The organism is Marinobacterium nitratireducens (assembly GCF_014645375.1).
Taxonomy (GTDB): domain Bacteria; phylum Pseudomonadota; class Gammaproteobacteria; order Pseudomonadales; family Balneatricaceae; genus Marinobacterium_A; species Marinobacterium_A nitratireducens.
In genome coordinates this window covers 21,057-37,422 of the sequence record NZ_BMLT01000003.1, presented here as the reverse complement: position 1 = coordinate 37,422, position 16,366 = coordinate 21,057, and the positions used below count along the sequence as shown (strand labels likewise).

Here is a 16,366-nt window from a genome sequence, read left to right as displayed (position 1 = left end):
CTTGAATTTGACACTAGGCGACAGGGCGGGCTGAATGAGCGAATCTGACCGGGTGATGACAAGCGGTCAGAACGACTGTCGCCACTGCTGGGGCGATACGCCCGACCAGCGCTTGAACGCACGGGAAAAAGCGCTCAGCTCAGAATAGCCCAGATTGAGCGCGATCTCGGTAAGCGTGTAGTTGCGTTCCAGCGCTTCGCGGGCGACCTGGTAGCGTACCTCATCGAGAAGGGTTCGGAACTCGGTGCCTGCCAGCTGCAGCTCCCGCTGCAGTGTTCGCACGTTCATTCCGAGCATGGGGGCTATGGTCGGAAGCGTCGCTTCTCCTGTCGGTATCAGCTCCAGAATCAGCTTCGATACCTTGTACTGCAGCGGCTGGTCGTGCCCCTGGGACTCCTTTTCCAGAAAGGATTCCAGGTAGCTGCGTATTTCGTCCGACGCCGGGGTGGGCTTTTGCATCAGCAGCTGAGTGGGGAAAACGATGGCGTTCTTGTCCTGATCGAAACACAGCCTTGCATCGGTAAATTTCCGATACTCGTCCATCGAGGCCAGCGGGCTGTGGGCGAAAAGAAGCTTGACTCTGGGCATCCAGTCCGGCGCCAGTTCCTTGAGTACGTTGTAGCCAAGACATAGGCTGAGTTCGAAGGTCTGCTCCATGCTGACCGAAGGGTCGAGATTAAGGGTCAGGATCAGATCGGTTTCTTTCTCCCTTGCCTGAAGGTCGATCGCCGCGCCCCTGGCATGGAAGTGGAAATATTTTTCGATCACGTTGAGAGCGTCCCCCACGGTGGGGCTTTCGGCTGCAAGCAGACCGAGCGGGCCGAAGGTCTTCAGCCCCTGGTAAGAGGACATGGCTATTCCGAACAGGGGAAAGTCGGCGGTATCGGCGCCCCGGTTGAGGACATGGCAAAAGCTTTCATAGGGGATCATGATGTCGCCGGAACGCAGGATGGTGCCGGAGAGCCCTTCCGAGGTCAGTAGCTTGATCGGGTTGACATGGAGTTTCCGACACAGAGGGTATAGCCCCATCAGCGCGCTGCTTTTGACCTGAGGGACGTTCTTGGGCTGCGACATAGCCGAACCTTTCTTATACATTTTTGCACTCATATTTGTTCTAGTGGCGTTAAATGTCAAATGAATCCGCCATGTTAGTCAGCAGCCTGCATCGCCGGGATCCGGATCAGGGGGCTGCTCCGTCAGAAACCGGCGATACGCTGCAGTGTCCAGAAAGCGGCCAGCGACCCGGCGCCATACAGCAGAGCCTGCTGCAGTCGCGCAAGTGAAGGCGCGGCCCAGTTGCCAAGCAGGTAAAATACCGTCGTCACGGCCAGCACGAAGATCACCTGGCCGATCTCCACGCCCAGATTGAAGAACAGCAGGGCGGTGGCCAGTTCGGTCTGGGGCAGTCCGATCTCCTGCAACACGGATGCGAAACCGAAACCGTGCACCAGGCCGAACAGGGTCGAAACCGCCACCGGATAGCGCCAGGCCAGGCTGGTGCGCTGTCCGCGGGCGATCTCGGCGGCGAGGAACAGAATGCTCAGGGCGATCACCGCTTCCACCGGCGCAATGGGGAGGCGCACCAGCCCCAGGGTGGTCAGCACCAGCGTCAGTGAATGCGACAGGGTAAAGCCGGATACCGTAATCAGGGTGCGTTTGAAAGAGCCGGAAATCATCACCAGGCACAGCAGGAACAACAGATGGTCCCAGCCAATAAGGATGTGCTCGATACCCAGAGCGGTGTATTCCCCGACAATGGCCGAGGCGCTTTCCCGCGGCGGCAGCTGCCACTGGGTGTCCTGCGGTGACAGCAGCGCCTGATGACTTTCGCCGGAGCTGTAGCGGATCCTGGCCAGGGCTGAGACCGAGGGGTTGTACTTCGGATAGTCAATCCCGATGGTCTTACCGTCCAGTGACCCGGTGCAGTCCAGCTGCACCAGCAGCCCCAGGCTCTGGCTCTTGCAGCTGTCGGGCAGGGTCAGGAAGGGCCGGTTGTCGGCGGTAATACTGGGTGGCAGATTGAATTTGAGCCTGTAGCTGTAGCCACCCGCCTGCGCGCTGTCGAGCTCGTCGATCTGCAAATACAGCGGGCGGGCTTCGTGGGCGAGCAGGGTGGTAGGCGCCAGCAGCAAGAGCGCCAGCAGCAGTCCAGGGAGCCGGCGAATAAGTCCCAATGAAGCCCTAGAGACGATTTTCGACATGGTACTGCTCCACGATCTGCTGAATGGCCAGCTCTTGTCTCTGCTGCTGTTCGAAGCGCAGGTAATCCTGCTCGACGCGCGTCTCGATCTCGACCAGTTCCGGTACGCGCCCCGGGCGGTACTCGCTGAGGAGTATCAGATGGGCGCCGTATTCCGACTCGAGCGGTCCCTGCCATAGGCCGGCGTCCGGCGCCAGACGGGACAGCCGGTCGCGGAAGGCTTCGCCAAAATGACTGGCGATGAAGTCCGGTGTGCGCTCGACGTAGTTGCGGTGGTACAGAAAGCGTTCGCCGTAGCGGGCGGCGTCGGAGAACGCGACCTGGCGCTCGTTGAGCTCTTCCCGCAGCTGCGAAGCCCGTTCTGCGGCCTCGGCGCCCTTGAGGAACACGTGGGTGAAGGTGTAGGACGGCTCCTCGTAGTAATCCTGACGGTGTGACCCGAAATAATCCCTGACCTTGTCGGCATCCGCCGCCACCACCTGCTCGGCCATGCTCTGGGCGATGAACTCGAGCTTCTGTACCGAGCGGCGACGGATGATGTAGTCGTTGTCGCTCATGCCGAGGGCCTCGGCCTCGCGATACAGCGCTTCTTCGCGCACGAAGTCGCGAATCAGCGCCTCCCGGTCGGCATCGGTCATGCCGTCCAGGCGCTGTGCCGCCGCTTCCGGCTGAAACGCCTTGGAGCGATACTGGATAAAGGTCAGCAGGGCATCACGGTCGACGACGATGACATTTTCGCTGGCGATATCTTCTGGACTGCCCACCCGTTCATAGGCGCCGAACAGCGCCGCGCCCACGAATACGAAGTGCAGCAGGGGGTCCCGTATCAGTTTGCCGATCATGATTCTGTGCCTTGCGCCGGGGTGTACCAGATCGGCGAGGTGTAGGCCCGCTCCTGGATGTGTTCCGGTGTGGAACGGTCCTCCAGCTGATAGTGGAAATGCTTTTCGTCGTAGGTGGGCCAGCGCGGTGTCGGAATCTGCAACACCCGGACGTAATAGAAGGCGCGCTGTGCCCGATCGAAGTCCGGATCGGTCCAGACGGACGTCAGTTCGGCCGCGCCTATGCTGTTGCGCCAGGTCGCGTTGCGGCTGTCGGCGGTGTCGCCGACCGGCGCCAACTTGCCGTTGGCGTCCGGCGTGCGCTCGCCGCTCCAGGCCACGTCGTAGACTTTTTCCTCGGTAGTGCCGTCGGCCTCGAGCCAGCCCTTGACGATCTGTACCCGATCCAGGTTGGCGCCCTCGGGGTCGCGTGTGGCCGACACCATGAAGCGCGGCGAACGGTCCGCGGGTGCCGCGGTCAGGTCGCCTCCCATCGGCACGCCCTTGCGATAGCCCTGAAGCACATAGTCGGGACGCTCGACTTCATGCTCGTCGAAGTCCCAGCCGCCGAAAAAGCGCACGGTCATGCGCGGACCTGTGGTGGCATAGGTCTCGCGGCGCTTCATGGCATCGAACAGCGCATCGCGGGTGTTTTCGGTTGCCCAGACCGCGGCGTAGCCGGCGGCGGCCGTCTCTTCGCCGCGCAGGGAAAAGACCTTGCCCTGCCTGCCCTCGGTATAGGCGTACTCGCCGGCGCGGCTCGGGTTCGGTTCGTACACGGAGAACTTGCCCCAGAAGTTGTTTTCCTCGCCGCTGGAGAGGCTGGTGTGCGCATCGGTGCTGCCGATCATGCCGAACTTGAACGGGTTGACGCCGAGCTTGGCCTCCTGCTGCAGACCGAGCCTCAGCGCCGAACGGGCGTACTCGTAAGGCAGCATGCTGTCGTCCTTGAGCGCATCGGCGGTGAGATTGCCCTTGTCCCAGGTCTCGAAGTCGGCAAACTCATCCTCCGGCGACAGTTTGGGGTGGGTCTCGCCGTCGCCCTTGATCTGGGTCACCTCGGCGACCGGCTCCCAGCGGCTGCGGGTTTCGGCGTACTGACGGCTGAGCGGGTTGCCGTCGCGGTCGGTCAGGGCGAACATCAGGCCGTTGCTGACATTGCCGTTGTGCGGGATGGCCAGCACACGGCCGCCGGTCTTGTCCTCGTAGGACTGCAGGTAGCGCCAGAGGTCTTCAGGGTTCTCACTGTCGAAGGAGGAGAATGGCAGTACCTGGCCCGCCTTGCTGGCGTCGTCGGCGAACAGCACGACCCTGTGCAGGTTGTCGCCGCCGGGCATGGTGGTCCATTCGTAGCCGATAAAGGTAGTGAACTTGCCGGGGTCGTTGTAACGATCCGCGGCGGCGATGATGTCGTCCCAGGCGCTACGCTCGACCTTGGCGTTGGCAAGGCTCTTGTGGTTGGTGTTGATGTCGTGGTGTATCTCGAACATCGCCTTGAGCGACTGGTCAGTGTCGCCCCCGAGCAGGACCGCCCAGCGTTTGCCGACGGGGTCGTTGAGCAATTCCGGGTCGCCGGTGCCCAGCATCGGGATCAGGCCCAGATATTCCGAGTGATCGGACACCATCAGGAAATCCAGCGGCCGGTCCAGTCTGGCCACCATGCCGTTGTGCGCCTCGACTTCCTCGCCGCGGGCGAAGCGGTAGGCGTCTGCAGGTCCCAGCTGTTTGTTGCCCATCATCGAGGCGTCGAACGAGTACGAGGTGTGCAGATGGGTATCGCCCCAGTAGACCTGCTGCGGATAGTCCTGCCCGGCCTTGGGGGAGTATGACTGACTGCCGCTGGCGGCAAACGCACTGCTGCAAAGGCTGGCAAGAACGGCAATCGAAAGCGTTGTTTTTTTCATTTTTTGCTCGGAGTCCGGGGTTGAGCCCGCAACCGGGAGCCCCCGGTCGCGGTTATAAAGCACTGCGGGGCGTTAAGCGGCCGGGTTCAGGGCGTATACCAGATAGGCGAGGAGTAGGCCCGTTCCTGAATCACGGCAGGGAAGTCGACCTCGCTGTGTGATTTGCCCAGGGCGACAGCGTCCAGCATGGTGTGACGCGGTGTCGGAATCTGCAGCACGCGCACGTAGTAGAAAGCCCGCTGTGCGGCGTCGAACTCCGGGTCCTGCCAGGCTGTCGCAAACTCCTCGTCGCCGATGCTGTTGCTGTAATGGCCGGTCTCGAGGTCGACGGTATTGCCAACCGGGCGCGTCTCGGCGCCCAGGTCTTCGCGGCCATCGGACAGCGCCACGTTGAATACCTTTTCGTGGCTGTTGCCCTCGGCGTCCAGCCAGCCCTTGACCACCTGAACCCGGTCGAGATTGGCGCCTTCAGGGTCCTTGACTGCGTGAATCAGGAATGACGGTGCCTTGCCTTCGGGGGCCTGGCTCAGGTCGCCGCCCATCGGCACGCCCTTGCCGTAGCCGGTTTCAGCCAGTTCTGTGCTGCTGGCATCTGCGGCGTTGAAGTCGAAGCCGCCAAATACCCGCAGGCTCATCCGCGGGCCGGTGGTGGCATAAACTTCCTTGCGCTTGAAGGCGGCGAACAGGGACTCGCGGGTGTTTTCCTCGGCCCAGGCGGCCACCATACCGGCGGCGGACATGCTCCAGCCATCGGCGTGCGGGGAGGTTTCCCGATCCTTGTTCTCCGGGATCGAATCGATACCGAACTTGCCCCAGAAGTTGGGCTCGCTGGCCGTGGACAGTCCGGTATGGGAATCGGTGGAGCCGATGACGCCGAATTTGTAGGGGTTGGCGCCGGTTTCGGCTTCGATTTCCAGGCCGCGTTTGAGGCCGCTGCGGATGTAGTCGCTGTTCTGGTCGACATCGGTGGCGGCCTCGGCGCCAAAGGTCATAACGTGCTCGAAGGTCTCGAAATCGGCAAATTCGTCATCCGGCGAGAGCGACGGGTGGGTTTCGGAGTCGCCCTTGATCTGGGTGATTTCGGCAACCGGTTCCCAGCGCATCCGGGTGCGCGCATAGTCCGCGGTGATCGGGAGACCGTCGCTGTCGACCTTGTTGAACATCAGCCCGGAGCTGATGTTGGAATTGTGCGGAATGGCGACGAAATCCGCTCCGGTTTGTTCCGAGGTTTCGTCGAGCCAGGTCCAGAGGTCTTCCGGGCGGTTGCTGGTGATAGACGAGTAGGGCAGATAGCGCTTCGCTTCTTCACCGCCCTTGTCGGTAAAGACGACCCGGTGCAGGTTGGCGCCATTGGGGATAGACGACCATTCCCAGCCAATAAAGGCGGTAAACTTGCCCGGCTCGTTGTGGCTTTCGGCCGCGTCTATGATGCGGTTCCAGATCGGCGTGCGGATCGCATCGGTGACGAGGTCCGCGTAGGGCTGCCCCCGGACCACGCTGCCGGCGATGTCGTGATAGACCGCTTTCGACCCGGTGCCGTCCCACAGTTCCATCAGCTTTCGACCGTTCTCGGACGCCTGCAGCAGCGGGCTCTTGTCACGTACCTGATGGATAAGACCCATGTACTCGGCGTGATCGGCCACGACGAGGAAGTCGAGCGGGCGCTCGAGCTGGACACGGACGCGGTTGAAAGGGTGAATGACCGGCTGGCCCTTGGCGAACCGGTAGGCGGTATCGGGATCGGCCGATTCGTTGCCCATGGCGAAGGCATCTGCAGAGTAGGAACTGTGCAGGTGGGTGTCTCCCCAGTACAACTGGGTCGGCGCAGCACCGGCCTGGGTCGCGGCAAAGAAGGGCACGGCAAAGCCGATCAGGGATCGCTTGATCATTCTGAAAATCCGTTTTGTATTTTTATGCGATCCTCAATGTTAGGGAAAAGTGCATTCGGCTATTTGATTTTTTGCGCAACATGTTTGACATAAAATGACAATATCGAGTGTCTTAACGGATGTTTCCGCCGGCTCAGGGACCTTCAGGCTGTGCGCTGATAGCGGCGGTGACCGGTTTTTTCATCGGCACGGACTAGGTGGTCTGTCCGCCGCGGGGAAGTGCCCGTAAGTTTGGGTACGCGGCCCCTGCGAATGTCACCCGTAGGAGCGGCGCCCCGCCGCGAATAGCCTGCCGGGGCCAAAAGCTTCGCCGCGGGGGCGCGTCTCCTACGCAGAGCCGGGTGCGCATCGCCCGCTGCGGGAGCGGCGTACCCAAAGTACGAGCACCTCCTCGCCGCGAATGGAATGGCACAATGCCGGCCTGGTTCGCCCGTAGGAGCGGCGCCCCGCCGCGAATAGCTTGTCGGGGCCAAAAGCCTCGCCGCGGGGCGCGGCTACGAAAAGCGCCGGGCGCTCGAGACCCGTAGGAGCGGCGCCCCGCCGCGAATAGCCTGCCGGGGCCAAAGGCTTCGCCGCGGGGCGCGGCTCCTACGCAGAGCCGGGTGCGCATCGCCCGCCGCGGGAGCGGCGTACCCAAAGTACGAGCACCTCCTCGCCGCGAATGGAATGGCACAATGCCGGCCTGGTTCGCCCGTAGGAGCGGCGCCTCGCCGCGAATAGCCTGCCGGGGCTAAAAGCTTCGCCGCGGGGGCGCGTCTCCTACGCAGAGCCGGGTGCGCATCGCCCGCCGCGGGAGCGGCGTACCCAAAGTACGGGCACCCCCTCGCCGCGAATGGAATGGCACAATGCCGGCCTGGTTCGCCCGTAGGAGCGGCGCCTCGCCGCGAATAGCCTGCCGGGGCCAAAGGCTTCGCCGCGGGGCGCGGCTACGAAAAGCGCCGGGCGTTCGAGACCCGTAGGAGCGGCGCCTCGCCGCGAATAGCCTGCCGGGGCTAAAAGCTTCGCCGCGGGGGCGCGTCTCCTATGCATGCCGGGATGCGGCGTCTAGGAGATTCCGTCACGCTGCTCGAGTGCAGCAAGCTCGGGCAGCGCCCGGTAGCGATAGGTCTGCCGGCGATTGCCGGGTTTCAGTCTGCGCCACAGGCGCAGTACTCCGGCCTTTTGCGGCTGCCCGGACATCAATCCGATAACATCGGGGCGCAGATGCTCGGCCTCTGGGTGCTGCTGAAAACTGTTCAGGCCACTGTTGCGGTGCAGGCGGCGGTAGAGCAGGGCGCGGCAACGGGGCCAGTCCCTGCGCCACCGGGCCAGCAGCAGGCTCAGGCTGTCGGAGCGCCGCCGGCTTTGCAGGCAGGTTCTGGCCCTGACACCGAGCAGGACAAGCGCCAGCCCGGCGGCACCCAGGGCCACCAGGGCGGTCCAGTGCTGACGCAGCCAGGAGTCGAGGGTGTGCCGCACGGACAGTGACTTGCCTTCAAGGCTGAGCACCTTCAGACGATTGTCGTCGGTATCCCACCACAGCAATTCGATGTCCGGAAAAACGATGTCGCCGCCCTGCTGCAGGATGTAGGTTTCCCGTTCGGTGCGCGTCGCCTCGCGGGTGCCGCGGGTGTTGCGATCCTCGAACCGGCTCGGCGCGACGTAGAGCCGGTAGGCGTCGTTCAATACCGGCGAGGCTGCATTCGGCAGCAGCATGGCGAGGGTACCCTCGGCCTCGAGCCTGAGCGTACGGCTGATGCTGTCGCCGGCTTCGAGGGTTTCGCGGCTCTGTTCCCAGTCCTGCGAGAACTCGAGCTCCGGCGCCGCCACCCAGAGGCTTTGCGTGCTGATACGCGGCGAGGGCAGAACCGCGCTGAAATCGATGCCGGGCGTTGCCAGGGTGATTGTCCGGTTGTCGCCCGGGGCCACGGTGACCTGCACGGTGACCGGCAGCGGAGCGATCGAGTACTGCCCGCTGCCCGGCGCGAACAGCGGAATCTCCACCCGCTGATGGGACCAGGACTGACCGTCGGTCCGGTCGCTGTAGTTGTAGACGTTGGGGCTGTTCTGCACCGCGACCAGCTGGGGATTGTCGATTTTGCCGATACGGGCGCCGGCCGAGAACCAGCTGGTGGTGGCGACGTCGATATGCAGCGTGATCAGCTCGTTGACCGCAACCCGGTCGGGACTCCTGCCGCTGGCGGTGCTGATCCAGCTTTCGAGGCGCATCGATGGCAGGGCACTGTCCTCCGCGGCAGAAGCGCCGAAAGCGATGACCGGAAGCAGGGCGAGGGCGCAGAGTACAGAACGGATCGGTTTCACGGCATTACTGCTCCATCCGCTGGCGATACTGGATGCCGAACTTGGATTTGAGGAAGGCGCCGGGATCCACTTCGACGCGCTCGAGCCACTTATCGGCAAGGGCCTGGTCGGCGAGCAGCTGCTCGACCGAGGGGCGCTCGGCGATCATCTTTTCCTCCGCCACCTGCTCCTCGGCGCCTTCCGCGGTCTGCGGCTGGTCGCCGAGCTCGAAGGAGCCCTCCATCGTGGCGTCGGGGCCTTTGGACTGGCTTTCGGAAAGGCGGTTGATTTCCGCGATCAGCGCTTCTATCAGCGCCAGATTATGACGGGCGTCACCGTAATCCGGGTAGCGCTCGACCAGTTCCCGCAGCAGTGTTCGCGCGGCCAGATACTCGCGCTGACGAGCAAGCGCGTTGGCGGCGTTGAACGCCATGATCCTGTCGCCGCTTTGCATGAAGATCGCATGTGCCTCGGCGTAGTGCGCCGCATAGTAGAAGGCGACGCCCTTGTGCAGCGGATCTTCGAAGTGCCGTGCGGCGTCCAGGTAATCGCCGCGGTTGAAGTACCACTGACCCTGCTGATCCGGTGTCAGCCAGAGGTCCATCCAGAGCTGTCGGGCCCTGTCGGTCAGCGACGCCTGAGCCGTCGCAGCGCTGGATGTCGGCGCGGCGTCCTGCGCCAGCGCCGGCACCGGGTGCAGCATGAGGCCCTGAATCGTCAGGCCGAACAGTACCCACTGCACCACCCAGCCGCGACGGAACCAGAGCAGCATCAGCAGCAGGATCGGGAACAGCAGGTAGTATCCCATGTCCTGCCAGGGCACATCGCTTTCCAGGTTCAGCGCACGGTGATACTCGACCCGACGCTTGATCCAGCGGATATCCGCATCGTCGATGCTGACCTGGCGCAGCTGTCCGCTGGCGAGATCGGCCAGTTCGCCAAGGCGGTCAAGGCGCAGCGGCAGCACGCTGGAACCGTTGCGGTCACCCATCGCCAGAATCAAAAGCTGGTGCGGTGTGTCGGCAAAGAAGCCGCCTAAGCGAGCGAGGCTTGCGCTGGTGATGTCGTTGCTGATCAGCAGCACCGTGCCCGGCACATCGCTCTGACCGAGCAGGCCCTCTAGCAGGGGCAGGGCATCGGCGCTGTTCTTGCCGGCCCTGGGCATCAGTTGCGGCGACAGCGCCTCCAGCATCGGTTCGAATACCGCGGTATCGGTTGTCAGCGGCATCGCCAGGTGGGCGCTGCCGGCATAGGCGATCAGCGCGGTCTGGCCACCTGTGCGCAGTTGCAGCAGGTCCAGTATCTTTTGCTTGGCGCGGGTCAGCCGGTCGGGGGCTACGTCGGTCTGCAGCATGGCTTCGCTGCTGTCGAGCAGAATGATCAGGGGCGTCCTGTCCTCGTTGAACGGCGAGGGCTCCTGCTTCCAGGTCGGGCCCGCGCAGACGATGCAGACCAGCAGGGTATTGAGACTCAGCAGGTGAAGCGGCAACCGGCGTTTCCAGCCGCTGCCATCCACGGTCAGCGCGCGGCGCAGATGCGCCGGCAGCTTCGCCTGCCAACCGGACTCGCGGGCGCTGCTGCGATACTGCAGATAGTAGAGCCAGACAAAAGGCAGCAGGGCCAGCAGCCACCAGGGTCGCAGAAAATGGAACTGATGGGCGAAGCTTTGCAGGCCGGTCAGATCAATCATGCCGCGGCTCCCCGTGAAAGCGCCGTCTCAGCAACGCAAGGGAGAAGGCGCTGAGGTAGAGCAGCACCACCACCATCACCAGGTAGGGGTGCAACGAGGTTTTCGGCTGGTAACTGATGCTTTTGTAAAGTGTCGGCTCGAGTTCGTTGATCACATCGTAGGCCTGGCCAAGCTGTTCGCTGTCCAGCGCCTGGAAGGCCTGGCCGCCGGTGGCGCGGGCCACTTCGTTGATGCTTTCCATGTCGATGGCGTTTTCGCCGACGGTTTCCGGGTCGCCCATGGCAACGATATGCATTTTGACGCCCCGCGCCCTGGCAAGCTGGGCGGCGTCCCCGGGCGGAATATAGCTGTCGGTGTCGTTGCCGTCGGTGAGCACGATCGCCAGCTTTTCCGGCGCCTCGCCGGCGCGATTGGCATCGTTTTCGAGCAGCACCTTGATCGCCAGTCCCAAAGCGTCGCCGAGGTGGGTGCTCTTTCCCGCCATCGGCACCTGGGCTTCGTCGAGCAGCGACAGCCAGGCTCGGTGATCGGCGGTGAAGGGGGCCTGGACGAAGGCCGCATCGGCGAACAGTATCAGCCCGAGCCGGTCGTTCTCCCGGCTTGCTGAAAAGTCGTGCAGCACCTGCTTGACCGCTTCCAGGCGGGAGATCCGGTCGCCGGATTCGGAGGTGAAGTCGCGGGTTTCCATCGACCCCGACAGGTCTACGACCACCATGACATCGCGGCCGTACTGTTCCAGTTGCTGCGGCGCGCCGAGCCACATCGGCTTGGCCGCAGCCAGCACCATCAGCAGCCAGGCCAGGATCAGTGCGGCTCGTTGCCAGATCGCCGCAGGCAGGATACTGGCGCCTTTTTCAGCTTTCTCCGCCATGACCTCCAGCAGCAGGGTGAAAAAGGGCACCTTGATGGCGGAGCGGCGGGTCTTGTATCCGGGCGACAGCCAGTAGACGAGCAATGGCAGCGGTGCGAGCAACAGTAAAAGCGGATGTGCAAGTTCGATGTTCATGGCGTACGTCGCAGGGAAAAGGCGGGCTGACGGGGGTTGCGATGGCGCCTGATCCAGTGCCGGGTGAGATGGCAGAGGTGCTGTAACTCCGTGTGGGAGAGCGGTGCCGCCGGGTTGAGCAGCGCATCCAGCCAGCGCTGCCCCTGGGCCGAGTCGAAGGCCGCGTCCAGTCGCGCACTGTGGTCGAGATAGGCGAGCAGGGTCGCATCCAGCCGGGGTGCCAGGGCCGGTTCGACGTGCACGGCAACCGCCTTGAGCACGCGAAACAGGCTGTCGGTGCCGAGGCCGCCGTTCTGCTCCAGCTGCAGCAGTGCATGCAGTGCCTCGCGGCGGTAACGGTTGAATCGAAACAGGCGTATACGGTGGTACAGCCATAATGCCAGCACAACCATAAGCGCCAGTCCGAGCGCCTTCCAGCCTGCGGTCTGGGGCCACCAGGAAACCTGCGCGGGAGGGGCGACATCGACCATTCGGTCGAGCAGGTACCACTGCGGCGGGGTCGGTTCGGCCATGGCTACCTCCCGATCGCGCGCTGGAACTGCGACAGGTGCTGTCCCGAGGTATCGAGCTCGATCAGTGGCAGTCCGGAGGCCGCCATCAGTCGGGTCAGGTCGTTCTGTCGCTGTTGGTAGGCGTCCAGCAGGTGGCGCTGTATCGCCTCGCGGCTGGCGCTGCTGTCGATACTGATCTGCAGCTCGCCGTCGGTCAGGGTCCAGTCGTCGGCGTCGAAACTCGCCTCCAGCGGGTCGGTAATGGCGACGCAGAGCAGATGGTTGTGCCGTTGCAGATACTGCAGCTTGCGGATGCAGTCCGGATCGCACTGGTAGAAGTCGCTGAGTATCAGGATCAGCCCGTTCTTGTCGCGGTCCTGGAGCAGGCGGTCAAGCATCACGGCCAGCCGGTTACCGCTCCCGGGGGCGCTCTCGACGCTCAGGGACCGGTTGATCCCGACCAGTTGGCGCAGCTGATGCAGGTAGTTGGACTGGGTTCGCGTCGGCCGGTTGTGAACGATCTGGTCGTCGCCGAACACCGACAGCCCGACACGGTCGCTTTTCTGCAGGATCGCCCAGCCTACGAGGGCGGCAATCTCGGCCGCCACCACCGACTTCATGGTGTCGACCGAGGCGAAGAACATGTTGCTGCGCTGATCGACGCACAGAACGACGTGATGATCCTTCTCTTCGTTGTAGACCCGGATATGCGGCTTGCGGGTGCGCATCGTGACCGGCCAGTCGATATGACGAACGTCGTCGCCCTGGCGGTAGTGGCGCAGCTCCTCGAAGTTGAGGCCACGACCGCGCAGCCTGGACAGGCGCTGTCCGGCCATCACGCCGTGCAGCCGCAGCAGTGACGGGGCGTTGAGCGCCGCGGCCTGACTCTGCAGGCCGACCAGCGTGCTCTGGTTGCAGTGGACGCGGGGATCGGTCGGGCTGGCCATTGGCTGCCTCAGCCTACCGGAACGTTATCGAGCAGTACCTGGATGACGTCGAGTTTGCCGACGCCGTCGGCGACCGCGCTGTAGCCGGTGTTCAGGCGATGCCCGAGCACGGGGCCGGCCATCAGGCGGACGTCGTCGGGAAGCACGTGATCGCGGCCGTCGAGCCAGGCGCAGGCACGCGCGCACTTGTCGAGCGCGATGGACGCGCGCGGGCTGGAACCGACCTCGATCCAGTCACCGAGCCGGGTGTCGGGGTAGCGCTGGGGGTGGCGCGTCGCCATCACCAGGTTGACGATGTAGCGTTCGACCAGCTCTGAAACCGCGACATCGGCGATCTGGGCGCGGGCATCCAGTATCAGCTGTGGATCCAGACGTTCGCAGGCATCACCGGGCCCTCCGGTACTGCCCGGCTGCAGTTTCTCTTCACTGCGCACCAGGCGGATGATGTCCATCTCCGCCGCGTCCTCGGGGTAGTCCACCGACACCTTGAGCATGAAACGGTCGACCTGGGCCTCCGGCAGCGGGTAGGTGCCTTCCTGCTCGATCGGGTTTTGCGTGGCCAGTACGATAAAGGGTTCCGGCAAACGGTGGCTGACGCCGGCGACGGTCACAGTACCCTCGGCCATGCCCTCGAGCAGCGCGGCCTGTACCTTGGCCGGGGCGCGGTTGATCTCGTCGGCGAGCAGGATATGGTTGAACACCGGTCCCTGCTTGAACAGCAGGTGCGGTTTACCCGCCGCGTCTTCCTGGTAGGTCTCGGAGCCCGTGACATCGGACGGCAGCAGGTCGGGGGTGAACTGGATGCGGCCGAAGCTGGCGTTCATCAGGTTGGCCAACGCCTTGATCGAGCGTGTCTTGGCGGTGCCGGGCAGGCCTTCGAGCAGCACATGACCGTTGGTAATAAAGCCAACCACGATGGCGCGCGCGACATGACGCTGCCCCACCACGGATTCGTCCATTTTATCGAGCAGCCAGTTCATGGCCTTTTGGCATTCGTTCACGGCTCTGGCCCTGAATCGGTTATTGTTAGAAAGTGTCGGGTCTGTGTCACGACGTCGTGCAGTATACCGGTCCCGCCACCCATCAAGCGCAGTCTGGCTAAAGCTTCTGACTGCGTAGAATGGGTGGAGCCGCACTCTGCGCGAGCCGCGAAACGCCGAGGGCTTTCGCGGCGTAACCCATCGGCGGCCGTTCCATGTCCGGAGCAGGCGACAGGCGCCTGATGGGTTGCGCGCCGCGCCAAAAAGTCCCATCCGGCACATTCCGTGCCTGTCGGCGCTCCACCCATCCTACGACTGACACGGAATGCCGTGCGGGGCTGCACCCATCCTACGGCACTTGATGGGTTACGCGCCGAGAAAATAGGTCGCTATCCCGCAATCCAGTGCCTGTCGGCGCTCCACCCATCCTACAGTGGAGTTACCGGCTTTTTTGCAAACGGGCGCGGTCCCGCCGGTTTGCGAAAAAGCCGAAAGCAGGGGCCGGTTGTCCGGCCCCTGGCATTATCAGCCTGTTACTCGATGAACTGGCTGACGTCGACGGTGAAGCTGGCCGGTTTGAAGCGCGGCGGGAATTCCTTGAAGGTCTGCAGCATCTTCGCGGTTTCCGGAATCGCCACGCCCATCAGCAGGTAGCTACGGTCATACAACCAACGGTCGTAACCGATGCCGGTGTCGCCGCGCTCGAACGGGTCGTTCTTCAGATCGTAAATCATCGGAACGCGCATCTTGGTCAGCGGCTTCATCCAGATGGCAAGGCCGGTCTCGTTGGTCTGGATGTTGAAATGGAACTTCCAGCGGTTGTGGCGCAGCGCGAAGAGGTCGCCGTCGTCGCTCCAGTAGAAGAAGCTCTCACGCTTGCTCGGCCCCTTGCCGGTCAGCAGCTCGGTCTGGTCGTAGCCGTCCAGGTGAACCTTGTAGTCCTTGCCCTGGGCGCTGGTGCCCTCGAGCAGTTGCTGCTTGACGTCGGGGTTGCCCGCGGCGGCCAGCAGGGTCGGGAACCAGTCTTCGCTGGCGAAGATATCGTTGATAATGGTGCCCGGTTCGATATGACCCGGCCACTTCACCATAGCCGGCGCGCGGAAGCCGCCTTCCCAGCCGGTGTTCTTCTCGCTGCGGAACGGCGCCATGGCGGCGTCCGGCCACAGGTTGATCATCGGGCCGTTGTCGGTGGTGTAGATAACGATGGTGTTGTCTTCGATACCGAGGTCGTCGATGGTTTTCAGTACTTCGCCGATCTGGTAGTCGTGCTCGATCACGCCGTCGGCGTATTCGCCAAGCCCGGTCTTGCCACGGTTCTCGTCACGCACGTGAGTATGGTTGTGCATGCGGGTGGTATTGATCCAGGTAAAGAAGGGAACGTCTTCCTTGGCCTGGCGGGTCATGAAGTCCTTGGCCGCAGCAAGAAACTCTTCGTCGACGGTTTCCATGCGCTTGCGGGTCAGGGGACCTGTGTTTTCGACACGACCGTCGGCGTAGGATTTCAGCACGCCGCGGGGGCCGAACTTCTTGCGGAATTCCGGATCGGTCGGGTAATCCTCGTTTTCCGGCTCTTCTTCGGCGTTCAGGTGGTAGAGGTTGCCAAAGAACTCATCGAAGCCGTGGTTGGTCGGCAGGAATTCGTCGCGATCGCCGAGGTGGTTCTTGCCGAACTGCGCCGTCGCATAGCCAAGCTCCTTGAGCATGGTGGCCATGGTCGGATCTTTCTCGCTGATACCGATGTTGGAGCCCGGCAGGCCGACCTTGGTCAGGCCTGTGCGCACCGGCATCTGGCCGGTGATGAACGCCGAACGACCCGCGGTGCAGCTCTGCTGGGCGTAGTAGTCGGTGAACTTGGCGCCATCGTTGGCGATGCTGTCGATATTCGGCGTCTGGTAGCCCATCATGCCCTGACTGTAGGTGCTGAGGTTCCAGTAACCGATATCGTCGCCGAAGATCACGACGATGTTGGGCTTGTCGGCGGCGAAGGTCGCCAGCGATGCCGAGGCGAGGGCGGCCGCACAAGCGGCGCGGACCAGCGTCCTGAACGGCTTTTTGGGAAGAGTGATACCCACGATAGTCTCCTTTCTTCTTGGTATGGGTGACCACCTGTTGTCTGGCTGAGGCATGCTCGGCTGCAGCGCAGGCGCCCGTCGCTATC

The 16,366-nt window shown here is 63.3% G+C and carries 12 protein-coding genes; all 12 read right to left on the bottom strand.

Features of this window, described 5'->3' with window-relative positions; genetic code table 11:
- Positions 1-66: 66 nt before the first annotated feature.
- Positions 67-1,074, bottom strand: a complete 1,008-nt coding sequence (locus IEX85_RS06040; RefSeq protein WP_188859489.1) for an AraC family transcriptional regulator — start codon at positions 1,072-1,074, stop codon at positions 67-69.
- Between the two features lie 122 nt (positions 1,075-1,196).
- Positions 1,197-2,201, bottom strand: coding sequence for a HupE/UreJ family protein (locus tag IEX85_RS06035; RefSeq protein ID WP_188859486.1), 1,005 nt, complete (start codon positions 2,199-2,201; stop codon positions 1,197-1,199).
- Positions 2,182-3,042 (bottom strand): peptidylprolyl isomerase, encoded by an 861-nt coding sequence (locus IEX85_RS06030; protein ID WP_188859484.1) that lies wholly within the window; start codon positions 3,040-3,042, stop codon positions 2,182-2,184. Before IEX85_RS06030 ends, IEX85_RS06035 begins: the two co-directional genes overlap by 20 nt.
- Entirely contained in the window at positions 3,039-4,925 is a 1,887-nt protein-coding gene (locus IEX85_RS06025; RefSeq protein WP_188859482.1) for a DUF3604 domain-containing protein, read from the bottom strand. Before IEX85_RS06025 ends, IEX85_RS06030 begins: the two co-directional genes overlap by 4 nt.
- An 86-nt stretch (positions 4,926-5,011) precedes the next feature.
- Positions 5,012-6,814, bottom strand: a complete 1,803-nt coding sequence (locus IEX85_RS06020; RefSeq protein WP_188859480.1) for a DUF3604 domain-containing protein — start codon at positions 6,812-6,814, stop codon at positions 5,012-5,014.
- Positions 6,815-7,858: 1,044 nt separating this feature from the next.
- The gene (locus IEX85_RS06015) at positions 7,859-9,115 is read right to left on the bottom strand and encodes a BatD family protein (protein ID WP_188859478.1); all 1,257 of its coding nucleotides are present in this window, start codon (positions 9,113-9,115) and stop codon (positions 7,859-7,861) included.
- Positions 9,116-9,119: 4 nt separating this feature from the next.
- Positions 9,120-10,784: a vWA domain-containing protein gene (locus tag IEX85_RS06010; protein ID WP_188859476.1), complete on the bottom strand. Its 1,665-nt coding sequence runs from the start codon at positions 10,782-10,784 to the stop codon at positions 9,120-9,122.
- The gene (locus IEX85_RS06005; protein ID WP_188859474.1) at positions 10,777-11,790 is read right to left on the bottom strand and encodes a vWA domain-containing protein; all 1,014 of its coding nucleotides are present in this window, start codon (positions 11,788-11,790) and stop codon (positions 10,777-10,779) included. Before IEX85_RS06005 ends, IEX85_RS06010 begins: the two co-directional genes overlap by 8 nt.
- Complete coding sequence (locus IEX85_RS06000) at positions 11,787-12,302, bottom strand: DUF4381 domain-containing protein (RefSeq protein ID WP_188859473.1); 516 nt, start codon at positions 12,300-12,302, stop codon at positions 11,787-11,789. Before IEX85_RS06000 ends, IEX85_RS06005 begins: the two co-directional genes overlap by 4 nt.
- A 2-nt stretch (positions 12,303-12,304) precedes the next feature.
- Complete coding sequence (locus IEX85_RS05995; RefSeq protein ID WP_188859470.1) at positions 12,305-13,228, bottom strand: DUF58 domain-containing protein; 924 nt, start codon at positions 13,226-13,228, stop codon at positions 12,305-12,307.
- Positions 13,229-13,236: 8 nt separating this feature from the next.
- Positions 13,237-14,229, bottom strand: coding sequence for an AAA family ATPase (locus IEX85_RS05990; protein WP_188859468.1), 993 nt, complete (start codon positions 14,227-14,229; stop codon positions 13,237-13,239).
- 512 nt (positions 14,230-14,741) lie between these two features.
- On the bottom strand, positions 14,742-16,280 hold the full coding sequence (locus IEX85_RS05985; protein WP_229721808.1) for an arylsulfatase: 1,539 nt from the start codon (positions 16,278-16,280) through the stop codon (positions 14,742-14,744).
- Positions 16,281-16,366 lie beyond the last annotated feature (86 nt).

Excerpts from the sequence above, each read along its gene's own strand:
- IEX85_RS06010 (WP_188859476.1), bottom strand. The coding sequence starts at position 10,784 with ATGATTGATCTGACCGGCCTGCAAAGCTTCGCCCATCAGTTCCATTTT.
- IEX85_RS06035 (WP_188859486.1), bottom strand. The coding sequence starts at position 2,201 with ATGTCGAAAATCGTCTCTAGGGCTTCATTGGGACTTATTCGCCGGCTC.
- IEX85_RS06005 (WP_188859474.1), bottom strand. The coding sequence starts at position 11,790 with ATGAACATCGAACTTGCACATCCGCTTTTACTGTTGCTCGCACCGCTG.
- IEX85_RS06030 (WP_188859484.1), bottom strand. The coding sequence starts at position 3,042 with ATGATCGGCAAACTGATACGGGACCCCCTGCTGCACTTCGTATTCGTG.
- IEX85_RS06025 (WP_188859482.1), bottom strand. The coding sequence starts at position 4,925 with ATGAAAAAAACAACGCTTTCGATTGCCGTTCTTGCCAGCCTTTGCAGC.
- IEX85_RS06040 (WP_188859489.1), bottom strand. The coding sequence starts at position 1,074 with ATGTCGCAGCCCAAGAACGTCCCTCAGGTCAAAAGCAGCGCGCTGATG.
- IEX85_RS05995 (WP_188859470.1), bottom strand. The coding sequence starts at position 13,228 with ATGGCCAGCCCGACCGATCCCCGCGTCCACTGCAACCAGAGCACGCTG.
- IEX85_RS06020 (WP_188859480.1), bottom strand. The coding sequence starts at position 6,814 with ATGATCAAGCGATCCCTGATCGGCTTTGCCGTGCCCTTCTTTGCCGCG.
- IEX85_RS06000 (WP_188859473.1), bottom strand. The coding sequence starts at position 12,302 with ATGGCCGAACCGACCCCGCCGCAGTGGTACCTGCTCGACCGAATGGTC.